Origin of the sequence: Streptomyces glomeratus, from assembly GCF_021462825.1 — a bacterium.
GTDB lineage: Bacteria > Actinomycetota > Actinomycetes > Streptomycetales > Streptomycetaceae > Streptomyces > Streptomyces glomeratus.
This window is the reverse complement of sequence record NZ_JAKEEB010000038.1, coordinates 41,980-57,190: the sequence shown is the minus strand read 5'-3', so window position 1 is coordinate 57,190 and position 15,211 is coordinate 41,980. Positions and strand designations below refer to the sequence as shown.

Here is a 15,211-nt window from a genome sequence, read left to right as displayed (position 1 = left end):
AACCGGCCCGCACAGGAGAAGTTCCACTGCATCGCCTGCGGCCACAACGCGCACGCGGACACAGTGGGCGCTGTCAATGTCCTACGGGCCGGGCTGGTCCGTCGCGAAGCCGCACCGGCATAGCGAGAAGCCCCCTCATTCATGAGGGGGAGGAGTCACCCAGGAAGCCCGGCTACGGGCGGCACTCGAGGCAGAGCATGAGGCCCGCTGGCGGCGACAGGACGCCGCCAACGCCGACCTGGAGCGCGCCATGGACCGCTCCTCCGTGCGGGCCGTCGAGATCGTCGCCGTGTTCACTTCGGCGATCGCCTTCGCGGTCGGCTCCCTTCAGGTCACCCTCAGCGGCACCCTGAGGTTCCGCGAGCGGCTGTGGCTGTTGACCGCCCTGGGCGCGGGGCTGACCGTCTTCGCCCTGCTCATCGTCGGTGGCACCTGGCTGATCACCCGCAGGCGCTCCCGCCGCTGAGCAGGCACTCGCTTTATGCGGCAGCCGGGCCACAGGGTCCGTCTCGCCTGTGACGGACGGGGCGCTTGCTCGCCTTCGTCGTGACGGTCCTGCTCCGGGTCCGCCCCTGCAGACGATCGCCAGGCCGTCAGCTGAAGTCCAGCGAACCGGTCCGTGTCCGCTTCAGCTCGAAGAACTTCGGGTAGCCGGCCAGCAGCCGGACGCCGTCGAAGATCCGCAGTGCGTCGTCACCCCGCGGGATGGCAGTGAGGACCGGGCCGAAGAAGGCGGTGCCGTCGACGTGGATCGTCGGGGTGCCGACCTCCTCGCCGACCGGGTCCATGCCCTCGTGGTGGCTCTTGCGCAGGGCGTCGTCGTAGTCGGTGACATGCGCCGCCTCGGCGAGCTCGATGGGCAGGCCCACTTCGGCCAGCGCCTCGCGGATGAGGGCGCCGTCGGCCGCCCGGTCCTGGTCGTGCAGGCGGGTCCCCAGCGCAGTGTAGAGGTCCCGCAGGACGTGGTCGCCGTGGTGTTCGGCCGCTGCGATGCACACCCGGACCGGGCCCCAGCCGGTGTCCAGCAGGCGCCGGTAGCGCTCCGGCAGGTTCTCGCGGCCCTCGTTGAGTACCGACAGGCTCATCACGCGGAAGTGCAGGTCGAGTTCGCGCCGGCGCTCGACCTCCAGGATCCACCGGGAGGCGATCCACGCGAAGGGACAGATGGGATCGAAGTAGAAGTCCACGGAGTTCGTCACCCGACCGACCCTAGGCTCCCTGCGGCCCTCCTGAGCGGGCCATTCGCGAAGCGAATTCCTGGGCCACTCAGGGGTCATTGACCGTCGATTCAAGGCGTGCCGGGCTGTCTTGGGCAGCGGGAATCGCGCCGTGGTGACTAGGGCGCGTATCGAGTCGTGATCAAGAGGTGACCTGGGTGAGGGCTTTGATCCAGATCACTGCGGCGCGGAGGTGGAGGCCGGCGAGGTAGCTCTCTGGGGTCTTGTCGTATCGGGTGGCGATGCCTCGCCAGGCCTTGAGCTTGTTGATCAGGCGCTCGACGGTGTTCCTCTCCTTGTAAAGGTCGGCGTCGTGGCTGACGGGCCGACCGCCCCTGCTGCCCTTCTTCTTCCGGTTGGCGGCCTGGTCCCGCTTCTCCGGGATCACTGCCTTGATGCCACGTTGGCGCAGGTGAGCCCGGTTTCCGCGAGAGGAGTAGGCCTTGTCCCCGGCGACCGCGTCCGGCCGGATGCGGGGGCGGCCGACGGGGCCACGGACCCGGATCTTCCCCAGCACGGGGATGAACTGCGGGCTGTCCGCAGCCTGGCCTGCGGTCAGGATGAACCCCAGCGGTCGGCACTTGCGGTCGGCGGCGAGGTGGACCTTGCTGGTCTGCCCGCCCCTGGATCGTCCGAGGAGAGCGGCCTTCAGCCGGAGTTTTCGCCGACGCCGGACGCGCCGTCGCACTTCCCGCTCGGGGTAGGTCTCGGCGTCCTGCCCGTTTTGTTCTTCAAGGCTGCCCCTTTTGACCTGGCCTTCTTCTCCCCCGCGGCGGCCTTTTCCAGCGCGGTGAGGACGTCCTGGTCCAGGTGCATCCCTGCAGCGTCGTGGTGAGCGCGCGCGGTCGTGGAATCGATGCTGACCAGGGACAGGTCCACCTCACCCCGCTTCGCCGCTGCTGCGATCAGGCCCTCCAGCAGGGCCTCGAAGACGCCGCCGTCACGCCACTGCCGGAAGCGGTTGTGAACGGTCGACCAGGCACCGAACTCCCGCGGCATCTCCCGCCACTGCCCGCCGGCCTTGAACCGCCAGATCACGCCCTCGAACTGCTGCCGCAGTCACTCGGGGTACGGGCCGTACCTGCCGATCGGCAGGTACGGCCCGATGAACCCCCACTCCTCGTCCGTCAGTTGCGCTCGCGTCACGCAAGATGATCTACCGATCCAGGACCCGCCTCGAGCGCGAATCCCGCAGATCGATCGCGACTCGATGTCCGCCCTAGCGGAAACTGTCCGCGTGCTCTTCCGCCCATGAGCGGAACGTGCGCGCCGGCGCTCCGATGATCTCTTCCACCGTGGATGTGATCAGGTTCGACTCGGGTCGAGTATCAGCGCTGGCCAACAGGGCCTCGACGAGAGCGGGTGGCCTGCCGTCGGCGAGCATCCGCTGACGTGCGACCTCTACCGGGACCTTCTCGAAGCGCGCAGGGTGGCCGATCGCTTCCCCGATCGTGTGTACCTGCTCGGCTCTGCTGAGTACCTGCGGGCCGGTCAGGACGTGCTTCATGCCCGCATGCCCGTCATCGGTCAGTGCATGTACCGCCACGGCCGCGACGTCGCGTTCGTGGATCACCGCCGTGGCGGCGATGTCGGGACCTCGAACGACGTGCGTGGTGCGGATCTGCTCGGCCCACCCTCGCGCGTTGGAGGCGATGGTGTTCGACCGTAGAAAAGTCCACTCTACGCCGGACCTTTCGATCAGCCGCTCCATGTCGGCGTGGAGCTGGTTGATCGGGTCGGTCTGGCGTTCGGCGTCTTCGTTCACACCCGACGATGAGAGATAGACGATGCGGCGGGCATGCCCCGCAATCGCCTCCAGTACGGCAGGGGCGCCCTCAGTCGTAAGGAACGGCCAGATCAAGAACACCGTGTCGCTCCCGGCCAGTGCTCCCTCCAGCGTGTCCGGCTGGGTCAGGTCCCCGCCCACTACCTTGACCCCCTCAGGTAGCTCGGCCAGCTCGGGCTCACGCGCTAATGCACGCACGGCGGTATCCGTGACCAGGAGTTGGACAACAACTTGTCGGCCGACATTGCCGGTCGCGCCAATCACAAGAATCTCACCCATGATCAGCTCAGCCTCATCCATACCCAAGGTATTCCGAGACGGCCCCGAGATGCTCCATGACCCGGTCGAAGCGGCCACGCCGGGCACAGGCCGTACCCGCCGATCGGCGAGTACGGTGCCGATGAACACCCACTCCTCGTCCGTCAGCTGCGATCGCGTCGCGCCAGATGGCCTACCGGTCCAGGGCCCGTCGCGAGGGCGACTCTCGCAGATTGATCACGACTCGATACGCGCCCTAGGGCGTGTGCCGAGTTCAGATCTTTAGACGGGCTGGAGGCTGCGGAGCCAGATGACGGCTCCGCGTAAGTGGAGTCCGGCCAGGTAGCTGGCCGGGGTCTTGTCGTAGCGGGTGGCGAGCCGGTGCCATTCCTTGATCTTGTTGATGCAGCGTTCGGCCGTGTTGCGCTCCTTGTACAAGGCCGCGTCGTGGCTGACGGGGCGTCCGCCACGTGAGCCGCGCTTCTTGCGGTTGGCGGCCTGGTCGGTCTTTTCCGGGATCACTGCCCGGATCTTGCGTCGGCGCAGGTAAGCGCGGTTGGCGCGGGACTGAGTACGCCTTGTCAGTGGCGACCGTCCAGCATCATCCCGGCGGCGTGGTGGTGGGCCCGGGCAGACGTGGAGTCCACGCTCACCAGTCCGAACTCCGCCTGCCCACAGGTGGAACCGCTCGTAGACGGTGGACCAGGACGCGTATTGCTGGGGCATCTCCCGCCACGGACTGCCCGTACGGAACCGCCACATCACGCGGTTCACCAGTCGCCGCGGGTCAGGAATCGGACCGCGCTCGCCCAGCGGCAGCAACGGCTCAATCACCGCCCACTCGTCGTCCGTGAGATCATCCCGAGCCATTCCGCCTGTCTACCGCCCCGGATCCTGCCAGGGCAGCAGAATGTCCAGACTCGTGATCCGAACTCGGTAAACGCCTAAGAGTGCGCGCGGACCCACACCTGCCTATCCTGAATCTGCGGTGTTTTCCTCGCGTCCAGAAGAAGGGGATGCGGCGCAATGGTCAGCGGCGTAGGGCTATCCCGAGACCCGAGACACCCGCGCAGCCGAGACGCCTACTGTCAGGAGCGGGCATGGCTGATCGCGCAACGATGGAGCGTATCTGGGAAGCCCACACCGCCGGCGAGTTCGTGGCGCAGGACGTGGAGGCCACGATGGCCACGATGGACGACGACCCCATCGTCGTCCATGTGCCGACCGCCATGGGCGGTAGTGGGTACGACGGCGTCAAGGACTTCTACGCACGCTGGTTCATTGGGCGGAACCCGGTCGATTTCACTGTGCGTTCGATATCCCGCACGGTGGGAGACGACAGCCTCGTAGACGAAATGATCGTGTCGTTCACCCACGACATCGAGGTGCCCTGGATTCTGCCTGGATTGGCACCCACCGGGCAGCAGGTCCGTATACCCGTCATCGCCGTCGTGGACTTCCGAGGCCCGCGTGTGCGGAGCGAGCGCATCTACTGGGATCAAATGGCGGTGCTCGCGCAGACGCAGTTGCTGACCGACGACATCGTCCGGGGCCTGCCCGTGGTCACCACACCGTTGGACGTACTGGACGGCAGGGTCCCCCTCAACCAGCTGACGTCGCCCCGCCTCGATGTCGAACCGTGAGGGTCAACCCCCTCGAACCCGGAACCGGTCGTAGATCGTCGACCAGCATCCGTACCGGCGCGGAACGTCGCGCCAGGGCCCCCCGTACGGAACCTCCAGATCACCGCATTGAAGTAGGTGGCTGCGCAGGTCAGGGATCGGCCCACGTTCGCCCAACGGCAGATGCGGCTCGATCAACTCCCATCGGCATCAGTCACATCACCACGCGTCACAGATCGTTCCTGCAGCAGCCGGAAGCCTCCCGGGAGCCGAAGCAACCCGTCAGTGATCTGAACTCAGAACAGGCCCCGTCGTGAACACGCGCCGTCCGGTCGCATGCGGCGCTGCTGCGGTCGGCTGACCGACCAGCCGGAGGCAGCCCGGGGCGACGCGAGGCATCGTAGGCGGTTGGCGGTGACACGCAGCCTTCCCCCGGCCGCCGGTGAACGTAGGCGGCATCGCCATTCCAAAGGAACGTTTCTGCGACGGTCTGTGACCGCGACTACGCAACGAAGTGGTTGAAATGAAGACCGAGAGAGTCTTCCTCTAGGTGTCAAGTGGGCGTCAGCGAAAGGGCGTTGACACTTTGCGCACTGCTAAGATCATCACACTTACAGTAGGCTGGCGCCGCGTCATGTACGCGTCACGGGGGACAAGTCAGTCTCGAGGCCCCATCGCGAAGGAGTAGCCGTTGGTCCGCGAGTGAGGCCCGCAGCGCGGTGCGAGGCTCGCGACTGCGGCCACTGCCGCGCGGCCTGTACCTACCCCCCGCGATGCGACTTGAAGAGAGTCTGATGACGTCATTCACCAGGGATCCACTTCTGTGGATCTTGCTAGTGGTACTGCTTGCTGCGGTTGTCGCGGTGATGCGTGCCCGGAGAACCAACATGGCGCTGCGCAAGCAGAACGCCGAACTGAGCGCAGACCTGCACGGCACCCGCACGGAGGCCCAGAGGCTCCACATCGAGAACGCAGGCCTGCGTTCCGAACAGGAGCGTGCCTTGGCGGAGGTGCGCCGTGACGCCGAAGCGGAGACGAAAGACGTTCTCAGGGCGTGGATGCGGACCCTGCAGGTCCTCGCCGACGAACAGCAGCGCTCCATCAGCGACCTGGCCAGACTGAAGTACGGCGACGACCCGCAACTCCTCGCCGACTTCATGACGATCGACCACACCAACAGCCAGTTCGGCCGGCGCGCCCAAGGCATCGCGGCCTTGTGCGGCGGCTGGCTCGGCCGCCGTGAGGCTGCTGCCTCCGTGTACGACGTGGCGCGCAGCGCGCAGGGGCGCATCAAGCACTTCGACCGGGTGCAGATCCACTCGCAGGTGAACGTCTCGGTCACCAGCACGGCCGTTGAGCCCGTGGCGGTCGTCCTCGCGGAGCTTTTGGACAACGCGACCAACTACAGTGCGCCCGGCACGCCCGTCGAGATCAACATCCAGGCCGTCCCGACCGGTGTGTGTCTGATCATCGATGACGCCGGCCTTGGCATCAGCCAAGAAGAGAAGGACCGTGCCGCCGCCCTGCTGAACCCGCAGGCACCCGTCTCGATCACCAGCCTCGGCAACCCGCCTCGGGTTGGCTTCGCCGTTGCCGGAGTGCTCGCTGCCCGGTACGGCTTCAAGGTCTCGGTCGATTCCGTCTCGCCGTACGGCGGCGTCCGCGCGGTCATCCTCCTGCCGGAGAGCCTCTTGACCCACGATGCACCCGAGCCCGACTTCGCGTCGGACAGCCAGGCCGCGAGGGGCACCGAAGCATCAGCGCCTGCGCCGCGCGTGGGCCCGGCGCGGTCGCCGGTGCCGATCGTCGGCACGACGGCGGGCGGACTGCCGAGGCGGCGTCGAGCGGCCGCGGTGGTGCCTCAGCCGACCTCTTCCCCGGAACTCGAACCAGAGCCGGAGCACGACGGTGAGGTGACCGCGTCGCGTATCGGGGCCTTCGCACGCGGAACCCTCCTCGGGCGGGACACGACCACCACGGAAGGATCTCAGGACCAGTGAACCCCGCAGGGAAGCCCGATCTGTCTTGGGTGCTGAACGACGTGCTGAACGTGCGCGGCGCCCGTCATGCGATTCTCGTCTCTGCCGACGGCCTGCTCCTCGAACGCTCCAGCGAAATTCCCCGGGACGACGCGGAGACCAACGCGGCCGCGATGAGCTCGATGCAGTCGCTCAGCCGGGCTGTCGCCGGCTTCGTGGCGGGCGGAAAGGGGATCTGGAAGCAGACGCTCATGGAGTACGACGGCGGCTGGATCTTCCTGATTGCAGCGGGCAGCGGAGCCTACCTGGCGGTCTCCGCGGCTTTGGACGTCGACATGGAGGTCATGTCGATCCGCATGCAGCAGCAGGTCAAGGCTTTGGGTCAGGCACTGAGCACGCAGCCGCGGCAGAGCGCTGGTGCTGAGGCATGACGGCGCACGGCGAGGATGCTCCGGTCTCCAGCGAACTCGTCCGCTCCTACGTCATCACCGGCGGACGGCGTCTGCCTTCCGCCGATGATCTGTCGCTGCACACGCTCGTCACCCTGGCGCCCGACCGGGAACTGCCGCTGGGTGCCAGCCCGGAGGTACGCGCCATCTGGGAGTTGTGCGCGGGGGGGTATCTGGCCGTGGTCGAAGTGGCCGCGCATCTGGGCCTGCCGGTGGGAGTCGCCCGACTCCTCCTGACCGACTTAGCCGAGCAAGGCCACTTGCTGCGCCGCGCCGCACCACCCCCCGCCCAGGCTGCCGACAGAGCCCTCATCGAAAAGGTGCTGAATGGACTCCAAACTCTCTACGCCTGAGCCCCGGTACGTGTCAGGCGCAGTGACGACCACCGCGAAGATTCTCGTGGTGGGGCACTTCGCTGTGGGCAAGACGACGTTCATCGGCTCGCTGTCCGAGATCGCCCCGTTGCGCACCGAGGAGAAGATGACCCAGGCGTCCGCCCACGTGGACGATCTTCGGGGGGTACCGGACAAGGTGACGACCACCGTGGCCCTGGACTTCGGGCGCCTGACCCTGGGCGACGAGGTCGTGCTGTACCTCTTCGGTACACCCGGTCAGCAGCGGTTCATGCAGCTGTGGGAGGACATGGCCCGCGGCGCCCTGGGCGCGCTGATCCTTGTGGATCCCGCCCGGCTGGCCGACTCGTTCGCCGTCATCGACCTGGTCGAGCGGTACGGCCTCGAGTACTCGATCGCGGTCAACAGCTTCACGCCGCAGAGCCATTACGACGAGGCCGAGATCCGCGAGGCGCTCGATCTCCTGCCCGATACTCCGGTCTCGTACTGCGACGCCCGGAATCGAGAGTCATCGGGCAGAGCCCTGATCACTCTCGTACGGCATCTCCTCACCCGTACGGCCTGATCCCGCGCCCCCCTTTGCACCCCCACCCCGGGCCACAAGGACGCCGGGAACACAAAGGAACCGAACACTCATGGAATTCCAGCAGTCAGTCGCCGCACCAGGTGCGCCTGCACGATGCCCCATGCACGGCCAGGACTTCGCCGCCGATCCCCATGGCATCTACGCCAAGATGCGCGCTTTCGGGCCCGCGGCCCCGGTGGAACTGGTTCCGGGTGTGGACGCCACGCTCGTCACCGAGTACCAGGCTGCCCTCAAAGTGCTGCAGAACACCACGGACTTCAGCCGGGACCCCCGTCGCTGGAAGGCACTCAACGAGGGCCTCATAGCGCCGGACAACCCGGTGCTGCCGATGATGGCCTACCGTCCCAACTGCCTGTTCACCGACGGTGCCGTCCACCTTCGGCTGCGCAAGGCCGTCACCGACAGCCTCGACCGGCTCAATATCGGCAGGCTCCGCCGTGACGTCGAGCCCATTGCCGCTTTCCTGATCGACCAGTTCAGCGAGCGAGGGCGGGCCGACCTGATCAACGACTACGCCAAACTGCTGCCTCTGCTGCTGTTCAACCGGCTCTTCGGCTGCCCGGCCGACATCGGCGACCGGCTCACCAGCTCGATGTCCGCGATTTTCGACGGCAGGGACGCCGTGCGGGCCAACGAGGAGCTCACCGCCTGCCTCATGGAGCTGATCAGCCTCAAGCGGCGTGAGCCCGGCGACGACGTCACCTCCTGGCTCATCCAGCACCCTGCCGGGCTGAACGACGAGGAGCTCAAGGACCAGCTCGTCATGCTGATGGGCGCCGGCGTCGAACCCGAGCGCAATCTCATCGGCAACGCCTTGCTCCTGCTGCTGACCAGCGGCCCCTCGGGCCGGGGCGGCAGCATGCTGACCGAGGAAGCGCTCGACCACGTTCTGTGGAACAACCCGCCCATCGCCAACTACGCCACCCACTACCCCCTCCACGACGTCGACCTCGGCGGCGTCCACGTCGAGGCCAACACTCCGCTGGTGATCAGTTTCGGGGCCGCCAACAACGACCCCGCCCTCAGGGAGGCCCGCCAGTCCCTCAGCAAGGGAGCCCACCTCGCGTGGGGTGCCGGCCCGCACGCCTGTCCGGCGAAGTCGCCGGCGACCGTGATCGCCCTGACCGCGATCGAGGCGATCCTCAACGCGCTGCCCGACCTGACCCTCGACGCCCCGGCGGAATCGCAGGAGTGGCGACCGGGTCCTTTCCACCGGGCGCTGGCCGGTCTTCCGGTCCGTTTCACCCCGACTCCGGGCACCCGGGTGGCCGCACTCCAGTCCCCCGCACAGCCCACGCGCTCGACGGCAGCGGAACCGCCCCGTGGATCCACCGTGCCGGTACCCCGTCAGCAAGCCAGGCCGGCCAGGAAGGGCTTCTGGAGCACGTTCCTCGATATCTTCCGTGTCTAGAGCACACAGCATGTGACAGGAGCAACACGCAGCGGCGCATGACGGCAGGCGGAGGAAGGGTAGGTTCCGCCAGTAACGGCAGCGCCCGGCCCAGACGAGGAGCTCTGCGTGACCGCTGTGGATGACATAAGCGGCATAACCACCGACCGTCGCGCCGTCATCTCCGTTCTCCGGCGCCTGCGGTCTCCTGAGGGACAGACCAACCCTCTGCCCCTCTGGGACGAGTTACGCGCCATGGGTGACGTCGTCCCCGCCCCATGGGGCGGCTACTTCGTCACCGGATTCGAGGCATGCAGCCAGGTCCTGCGCGGCAGGAACTGGCTCGTGCCCGACATCGCCTGGCAGGAACGGCAGCCCGACCCGGAACGCTGGCAGGCGCTTGCCACTCAGGAGATGAGCCACACCCTGTCCCGCCTCAACGCCCCGGCCCACACCAGCCGACGACGCAGCCTGGGCAATCTCTTCGACCGCCGGACCCTCGAGGAGATGCAGCCCGACATCACGGCACATGTCAGCCGGCTCCTCGACACCCTGGCCGAGAACATGCGGGAACACGGCGAAGCGGACTTCGCCACCACCGTCAGCGAGCAACTGCCCATCCGCACCGTCGGGCACTGGCTCCACATCCCCGCCGAGCACTACGCGCACATCCTGAACCTCACACACCGCCAGGTCCACGCCCAGGAGCTCCTGCCCACCAAGAGCGAGCTCGCGATCTCCGCGGATGCCACCCTCCAGCTCCGGGCCTTCTTCAACGACCTCATCCGGCAACGCCGAGCCCGTCCCGGCGGGGACGCCCTCTCCGGATGGATCCGGCACTGGGATGCCCAGCTGCCCGACGACCGGGCCGGTGCGGACCGCATCCTCTACCACCTCACGATGTTCATCACCATCGCCTCCCTGGAGACCACGGCGACCCTGCTCTCCGTCGCCGTCTGGCTTCTCCTGGAGCAACCGGCCCGATGGGACTGGCTGCGCCACCACCCCGAGCACATCGACGACGCCATCGACGAGGCACTGCGCTACGACCCGCCCATCCACCTCAACTCACGCATCGCCGCCGACGACACCGTCCTGGCCGGCGTGCCCATCGCCAAGGACCAGGTGGTTCACGTCCTGTACGGCGCCGCCAACCACGACCCCCGCCGCAACGAGAACCCCCACGCCTTCGACATCCTCCGCGGCGGCTCCCACCTCACCTTCGGCGGCGGCGCCCACTACTGCCTCGGGGCGGGCCTCGCGCGTCTGGAAGCCCGAACCCTGCTCACCCACCTGCTGAAACGATTCCCGACCCTCACACTCGCAGCCGGCCCCAGCTACGCACCGCGCATGGTGTTCCGGCACGTGACCTCCCTGAGAGTGACGACATGAGCGCCCTGCCGACACCGGCCACCTACACCGTTCAGACCCTCAAGACGCTGCGGGCCGACCGGCGGGGGCCCGTCCTCTTCATCGAGCTGAACACGCCCGACCAGGGCAATACGGTCACCGACACGCTGCTCGACGAGCTCCTGGCCGTCCTAGATGAGCAAGACCCCGACATCCGCGTCATCGTGCTCTCCGGAGCCGGCACCGACTTCTGCCTCGGCGGAGACCGCACCGAGTTCGCCGAACAACTGACCGACGATCCCACCGGCAGCGCTATCCGCGTCTCCGGGACCAAGGCCCGCCGCGTCTGTGAGGCCCTCACGAACAACCCGGCGGTGACCATCGCACGAATCCAGGGCAAAGCCATCGGCGCCGGCCTCGCTCTCGCCCTGGCCTGCGACCTCCGGGTCGGAGCCGATACCGCGACCTTCCGGCTGCCCGAGCTCGCCCTCGGCCTGCCCCTTGCCTGGGGCGGTCTCCTCCCCAGGCTCCTCGCGGAGGTAGGCGCGGCGCGCGTCCGCGAACTCTTCCTCACGAGCCGCGCTTTCACCGCTCACGAGGCTCAGGCCCTGTCCATCCTGCAGAACGTCGTACCCGAACAGGAACTCGACGCTGCGGTGACGGCCTGGGCCAAACCCATCCTCCGCCGCTCCCCCGCCGCTCTTCGCGTCACCAAACTCCTGTTCAACGCCCACGCCGCGGGCGCTCGTCTCGCCGACGCATCCACCCTCGACTCCGAGCTGATGGCCTCGGTCCTCGCCGAGGCCGAGTACACACGCACACAGGGACAACGGCGCACCGGACACCTCATCTGATCCATGGCCCCCGGCGGCCCCCAGCGACCTGAGTCAGTCAAAGAGGGCAACGAGCCCGTTCACCCAGATCGCCAGGAAGGCAAGGGCCGCCACCAGGCATCCGGCCCCGGCCATGAAGTCGGCGAGCCCGCCTGCCTTGCCGTCTGCCGTAGACCCGGATGGCAACGTGTCCCAGTCGACGGGGCGTCCGATGGCAGCCGAGGATGCTGCTCGTACCGCTGCCAGTTGTCCTCTGGCAAAGTCCGATGGGGCAAGCGACTCGGGACCATGCCAGGCAAGTGCCCGCATGCGCTGTGGAGCTGTGCGGTATCGCGCCTCGAAGGCGGAGGTCTCGGCTGCGTCCCGGTCCTGTTCGAGATACATCCAGCGACCGGCTTCCGCAGGCTCTCCGTACAGCCGGTACACCTCGGCCAGTCGGCGGCGAAGCATCAGGTCGTTCGGAAAGGACGACACCAGCCCGCGCAGACGTTGACGTGCGACGGGAACCCGGCCTGCGGCCAGGTCTGCGTCGACTCGGGCAAGGGTGTCTCTCAGCGGCATAAGAGCATGATCAGGCACCCCAGAGCCCGCCGTCGACCTGGTTTTTGTCACTCACCGCGTTCGGCTCGGCCGGCAGGACTCCGTGCAGTCACGTCACGGCCTCCTCCGGTGCCGGTTCCGGTCGAAAAACCATGCGCCCAGACCCACCAGCAGGGCCGCGCCGAGCCCGTACACCGGCAGCCACAGGGTGGTGGTGGCTGACAGGCAGTCGGCCACGGCCTCATGGCCCTTGATGTCCTGTGCGTAAGCCACGGCGGTGCGTTCACGACCGGCGAGGTCTCCCAGCGAGGCCTCGACGACTGCGCGCTCGTATGTGCCCAGCTCCCGGCACTCGCTGCGTGTGCCCGGCATGGGAAACAACCACGGCCAGCGCTGCAGCATCGGAGCCACCGTGATCGCGACGCACAGCCCCACCACCACCGCATACGCCACGAGATGCAGCAGGTACGCGCTGCGCAGACCGGGTGTCCACCCCGGCAGGCGATGAAAGCAGAAGACCAGTGCGAGCAGCGTCACCCCGATGTACGTGGCGAACCACTGCCAGGATCCACTGGCGAGTGCGGCTGTCAGTACGGCGGCGAACGCGATGCCGATGACTCCCGGCTGGGCCGGGGCGCCGTCACCACCCGTGCCAACGTCCTTCCGCGCTCCCTGAAGGGTGAGGTCGTCCACAGTTGCTCCCGCCTGCTCCCGAGGGCATCAGTGTGCGCGCAGGCCGCGCTCCCGGCCCGGCACCGTGCCGGACCGGCGGGAAGGGCCCGCCCGGATGGCGGGACTCACCGAGTGCGGTGCGCCGCCGGACCGGCCCGGGTCGGTGCAATCCGGGTCGGGCCGTGAGGCGGATGCAGCCGGATCACGGAAGTCGTCGACAAGAGCCCGGCCGCGATACGGCAGATCGCCCACTGGCACCGGGAGACCGTCCTGCGCCGCTGAGTCGTTCGCGACAGGGCGGCTCGGGAGGACGGCCCCGCGACGGGTGACCGATACTTGCCGGATGAATGGATCAGGAGCTTCCTGGATCAACACCACCCACGACTGGGCCAGTGTCGTGGACCTGGGCCATCTCGCTCGGATTCGCCAAGAGCCGGCGAAGTTCGCCCCCGGGGGCCCAAGGCACCTCCTCCTCGAGGTCGTTGCCTATGCCGCCGACGAGGCAGCGAGTCGAGCGAGGGGACGATGCCTGATCACTCTGCACCGCGACGGCTCCGTGTCCGTGGCAGATGACGGACGAGGCACCGACACTCGCGTCGATGAGCACGGCCGGATCGTGAAGAAGCCGGTGATGGCATCGAAGGACCTGCGGTTCTTCGACTTCCCGGATGCCGAGCGGCTTCCGGACGGGTATCCCCGTCGCGGCATGTCCGTCGTGGCGGCGCTCAGTGAGTGGCTGATCCACACCAACCGCCGCCGCAACGGAGCCTGGACCCAACGCTACGAACACGGTGTTCCGGTGACTGACCTGACGCCTCTGCAGGCCGACGGGACCTGCGGGACGCTCGTGCGGTTTCTGCCGGTCAAGTCGCTTGGTCCGCAGGGCTTGCCGACCGCGCACGATCTGACGCGGTGGACCGCGCACTGGCCCTGCCTCGAGGTTCGCCTCCACGACCAGCGCGACGGAGGCGTCGACTGATCCGGGCGGCGCCATCCCATTCGCCTGCCCTGCAGCGCAGTGGGTTGGCGTGACAGTGCGGCGAGGCAGTCGTCGATGCCCCGGGTGGCGAGCGGATCGTCCGCCGGGGCCAAGGAGTTGGCATACCACCCGAGGGAACCTCGGGGTCTGCGTACGGCCCAGGTGCCGGGGCCCACTACGATGCGCCCCGGGTCGCGCCCGAGGTGGCGCGTATCCGTTTCCAGAGGGGGATACCTGTGTTCGTGCTGTCCATTCTGCTGCTCATAGCGGCGATCGTGCTGCTTCTCGTCGGCCGCGGTCGCACCGCCGGTGGCTGGAAGCTCGGGGCGGCGCTCAGCGCTGTGGCGGGCGTACTGGCCGGGTTCTTCGCCTGCGTCCACGTCGTGAGCGCCTACGAGGTCGGCGTGCCGGTGACCTTCGGCAGGGTCGGCACGCCGTTGACCTCCGGCATACAGTTCACATCGCCGTTCACCGATGTCACGTCCTTCTCCACCCGCCCGGTGGACCTCGACCTCAACGACAAGGACGTGGTCGAGGTCCGCTCCTCACAGGGCGGGGTGCTGTACGCGGACGTCACGATCAAGTGGGCCGTGGTCCCGGCGAAGGCGATCGCGCTGTACCGACTGGCGGGCAACGAGGAAGGCATCCAGCAGCGCCTCGTGCTGCCGGACAGCCGCGAGATCATCCGCAATGTCTTCGCGAAGCACACCAGCGAAGAGGGCTATGCCTCCGCCCGCGAGAGATCGGCTCGGAGATCGCCGACCTCATCAAGGTGCGCCTGGCACCGCGCGGTATCGACGTCACGGCCGTCAACCTGCGCAATGTGAAGCCCTCGGACCGGCTGCAGGACCAGATCGACAAGAAGATCCAGCAGGAGCAAGCCACCGAGCGGGCCCGCGAGGCGGCGCGCACCGCCAAGGCGGAGGCGGAGCGCAAGCGGATCGAGGCGGAGGGCATCGCCCGCGCCAACAAGATCATCCAGCAGTCGCTGAGCGACAAGGTGTTGTACAACCAGTGCCTGGAGGCATACAAGGAAGCCGCCAAAGCCCACCCCGTCTACGCGGTGCCGTGCGGTACGGATTCGCGCGGCACGCCGGTCATCGTGGACAGCGGCAAGAACCAGGACTAGGTGCACCAGCCATTCCCGGGTGCTACTGCCTGCAACCGCTCCTGGCACTGCGCGAGCGGCACTTTCGG

Annotated in this window: 17 protein-coding genes and 3 pseudogenes; 12 read left to right on the top strand and 8 right to left on the bottom strand. The window is 67.7% G+C overall.

Going from position 1 to position 15,211, the window contains the following annotated elements; genetic code table 11:
- Window positions 1–250 precede the first annotated feature (250 nt).
- Window positions 251–466: a hypothetical protein gene (locus LZ604_RS30215; RefSeq protein WP_234519012.1), complete on the top strand. Its 216-nt coding sequence runs from the start codon at window positions 251–253 to the stop codon at window positions 464–466.
- A 127-nt stretch (window positions 467–593) separates the two neighbouring features.
- On the opposite strand, the gene LZ604_RS30210 is transcribed toward LZ604_RS30215, so the two are convergent.
- The 5 genes and pseudogenes from LZ604_RS30210 to LZ604_RS36420 form a co-directional block, all read right to left on the bottom strand.
- On the bottom strand, window positions 594–1,199 hold the full coding sequence (locus tag LZ604_RS30210) for a mycothiol-dependent nitroreductase Rv2466c family protein (RefSeq protein ID WP_234519011.1): 606 nt from the start codon (window positions 1,197–1,199) through the stop codon (window positions 594–596).
- A gap of 160 nt (window positions 1,200–1,359) precedes the next feature.
- Window positions 1,360–2,363, bottom strand: a pseudogene (locus LZ604_RS30205) (IS5 family transposase).
- Between the two features lie 73 nt (window positions 2,364–2,436).
- Window positions 2,437–3,411, bottom strand: a complete 975-nt coding sequence (locus LZ604_RS30200; protein ID WP_308283690.1) for an NAD(P)H-binding protein — start codon at window positions 3,409–3,411, stop codon at window positions 2,437–2,439.
- Between the two features lie 132 nt (window positions 3,412–3,543).
- A pseudogene (locus LZ604_RS36425) lies at window positions 3,544–3,853 on the bottom strand (transposase); the annotation flags it as partial.
- Between the two features lie 89 nt (window positions 3,854–3,942).
- A pseudogene (locus LZ604_RS36420) lies at window positions 3,943–4,131 on the bottom strand (transposase); the annotation flags it as partial.
- A 230-nt stretch (window positions 4,132–4,361) separates the two neighbouring features.
- On the opposite strand from LZ604_RS36420, the gene LZ604_RS30190 reads away from it, so the two are divergent.
- Entirely contained in the window at window positions 4,362–4,904 is a 543-nt protein-coding gene (locus LZ604_RS30190; protein ID WP_234519010.1) for a nuclear transport factor 2 family protein, read from the top strand.
- 3 nt (window positions 4,905–4,907) lie between these two features.
- Here the strand turns inward: LZ604_RS30190 and LZ604_RS36415 are convergent, their stop codons facing one another.
- Entirely contained in the window at window positions 4,908–5,081 is a 174-nt protein-coding gene (locus LZ604_RS36415) for a transposase (RefSeq protein WP_372482231.1), read from the bottom strand.
- A 596-nt stretch (window positions 5,082–5,677) separates the two neighbouring features.
- Between LZ604_RS36415 and LZ604_RS30180 the strand changes: the two genes are divergently transcribed.
- From LZ604_RS30180 to LZ604_RS30150, 7 genes are all read left to right on the top strand, one after another.
- A complete protein-coding gene (locus LZ604_RS30180) occupies window positions 5,678–6,883 on the top strand; it encodes an ATP-binding protein (protein WP_234519009.1) in 1,206 nt (401 codons plus the stop codon).
- Window positions 6,880–7,293, top strand: coding sequence for a roadblock/LC7 domain-containing protein (locus tag LZ604_RS30175; protein WP_234519008.1), 414 nt, complete (start codon window positions 6,880–6,882; stop codon window positions 7,291–7,293). Before LZ604_RS30180 ends, LZ604_RS30175 begins: the two co-directional genes overlap by 4 nt.
- Window positions 7,290–7,664: a DUF742 domain-containing protein gene (locus LZ604_RS30170; protein ID WP_234519007.1), complete on the top strand. Its 375-nt coding sequence runs from the start codon at window positions 7,290–7,292 to the stop codon at window positions 7,662–7,664. Before LZ604_RS30175 ends, LZ604_RS30170 begins: the two co-directional genes overlap by 4 nt.
- On the top strand, window positions 7,639–8,229 hold the full coding sequence (locus LZ604_RS30165) for a GTP-binding protein (RefSeq protein WP_234519006.1): 591 nt from the start codon (window positions 7,639–7,641) through the stop codon (window positions 8,227–8,229). The genes LZ604_RS30170 and LZ604_RS30165 overlap by 26 nt, the downstream gene beginning before the upstream one ends.
- A 121-nt stretch (window positions 8,230–8,350) precedes the next feature.
- The gene (locus LZ604_RS30160) at window positions 8,351–9,661 is read left to right on the top strand and encodes a cytochrome P450 family protein (protein WP_234519005.1); all 1,311 of its coding nucleotides are present in this window, start codon (window positions 8,351–8,353) and stop codon (window positions 9,659–9,661) included.
- 108 nt (window positions 9,662–9,769) lie between these two features.
- Window positions 9,770–11,032 carry a cytochrome P450 gene (locus tag LZ604_RS30155; protein ID WP_372482230.1) on the top strand — a complete coding sequence of 421 codons (1,263 nt, stop codon included), beginning with the start codon at window positions 9,770–9,772 and terminating at the stop codon, window positions 11,030–11,032.
- Window positions 11,029–11,844 (top strand): enoyl-CoA hydratase/isomerase family protein, encoded by an 816-nt coding sequence (locus tag LZ604_RS30150; RefSeq protein WP_234519004.1) that lies wholly within the window; start codon window positions 11,029–11,031, stop codon window positions 11,842–11,844. The genes LZ604_RS30155 and LZ604_RS30150 overlap by 4 nt, the downstream gene beginning before the upstream one ends.
- A 33-nt stretch (window positions 11,845–11,877) precedes the next feature.
- Here LZ604_RS30150 and LZ604_RS30145 read toward each other — a convergent pair whose 3' ends face one another.
- Both LZ604_RS30145 and LZ604_RS30140 read right to left on the bottom strand, forming a co-directional pair.
- Window positions 11,878–12,384: a DUF6584 family protein gene (locus LZ604_RS30145; RefSeq protein WP_234519003.1), complete on the bottom strand. Its 507-nt coding sequence runs from the start codon at window positions 12,382–12,384 to the stop codon at window positions 11,878–11,880.
- 93 nt (window positions 12,385–12,477) lie between these two features.
- Window positions 12,478–13,056: a hypothetical protein gene (locus LZ604_RS30140; protein WP_234519001.1), complete on the bottom strand. Its 579-nt coding sequence runs from the start codon at window positions 13,054–13,056 to the stop codon at window positions 12,478–12,480.
- A gap of 541 nt (window positions 13,057–13,597) precedes the next feature.
- On the opposite strand from LZ604_RS30140, the gene LZ604_RS30135 reads away from it, so the two are divergent.
- The 3 genes from LZ604_RS30135 to LZ604_RS30125 all read left to right on the top strand — a co-directional run bounded on the left by LZ604_RS30135 (window position 13,598) and on the right by LZ604_RS30125 (window position 15,143).
- Window positions 13,598–14,014, top strand: a complete 417-nt coding sequence (locus LZ604_RS30135; protein WP_234518999.1) for a hypothetical protein — start codon at window positions 13,598–13,600, stop codon at window positions 14,012–14,014.
- A gap of 242 nt (window positions 14,015–14,256) precedes the next feature.
- Window positions 14,257–14,841: an SPFH domain-containing protein gene (locus LZ604_RS30130; protein WP_234518997.1), complete on the top strand. Its 585-nt coding sequence runs from the start codon at window positions 14,257–14,259 to the stop codon at window positions 14,839–14,841.
- Complete coding sequence (locus tag LZ604_RS30125) at window positions 14,787–15,143, top strand: SPFH domain-containing protein (protein WP_234518995.1); 357 nt, start codon at window positions 14,787–14,789, stop codon at window positions 15,141–15,143. The genes LZ604_RS30130 and LZ604_RS30125 overlap by 55 nt, the downstream gene beginning before the upstream one ends.
- Window positions 15,144–15,211 lie beyond the last annotated feature (68 nt).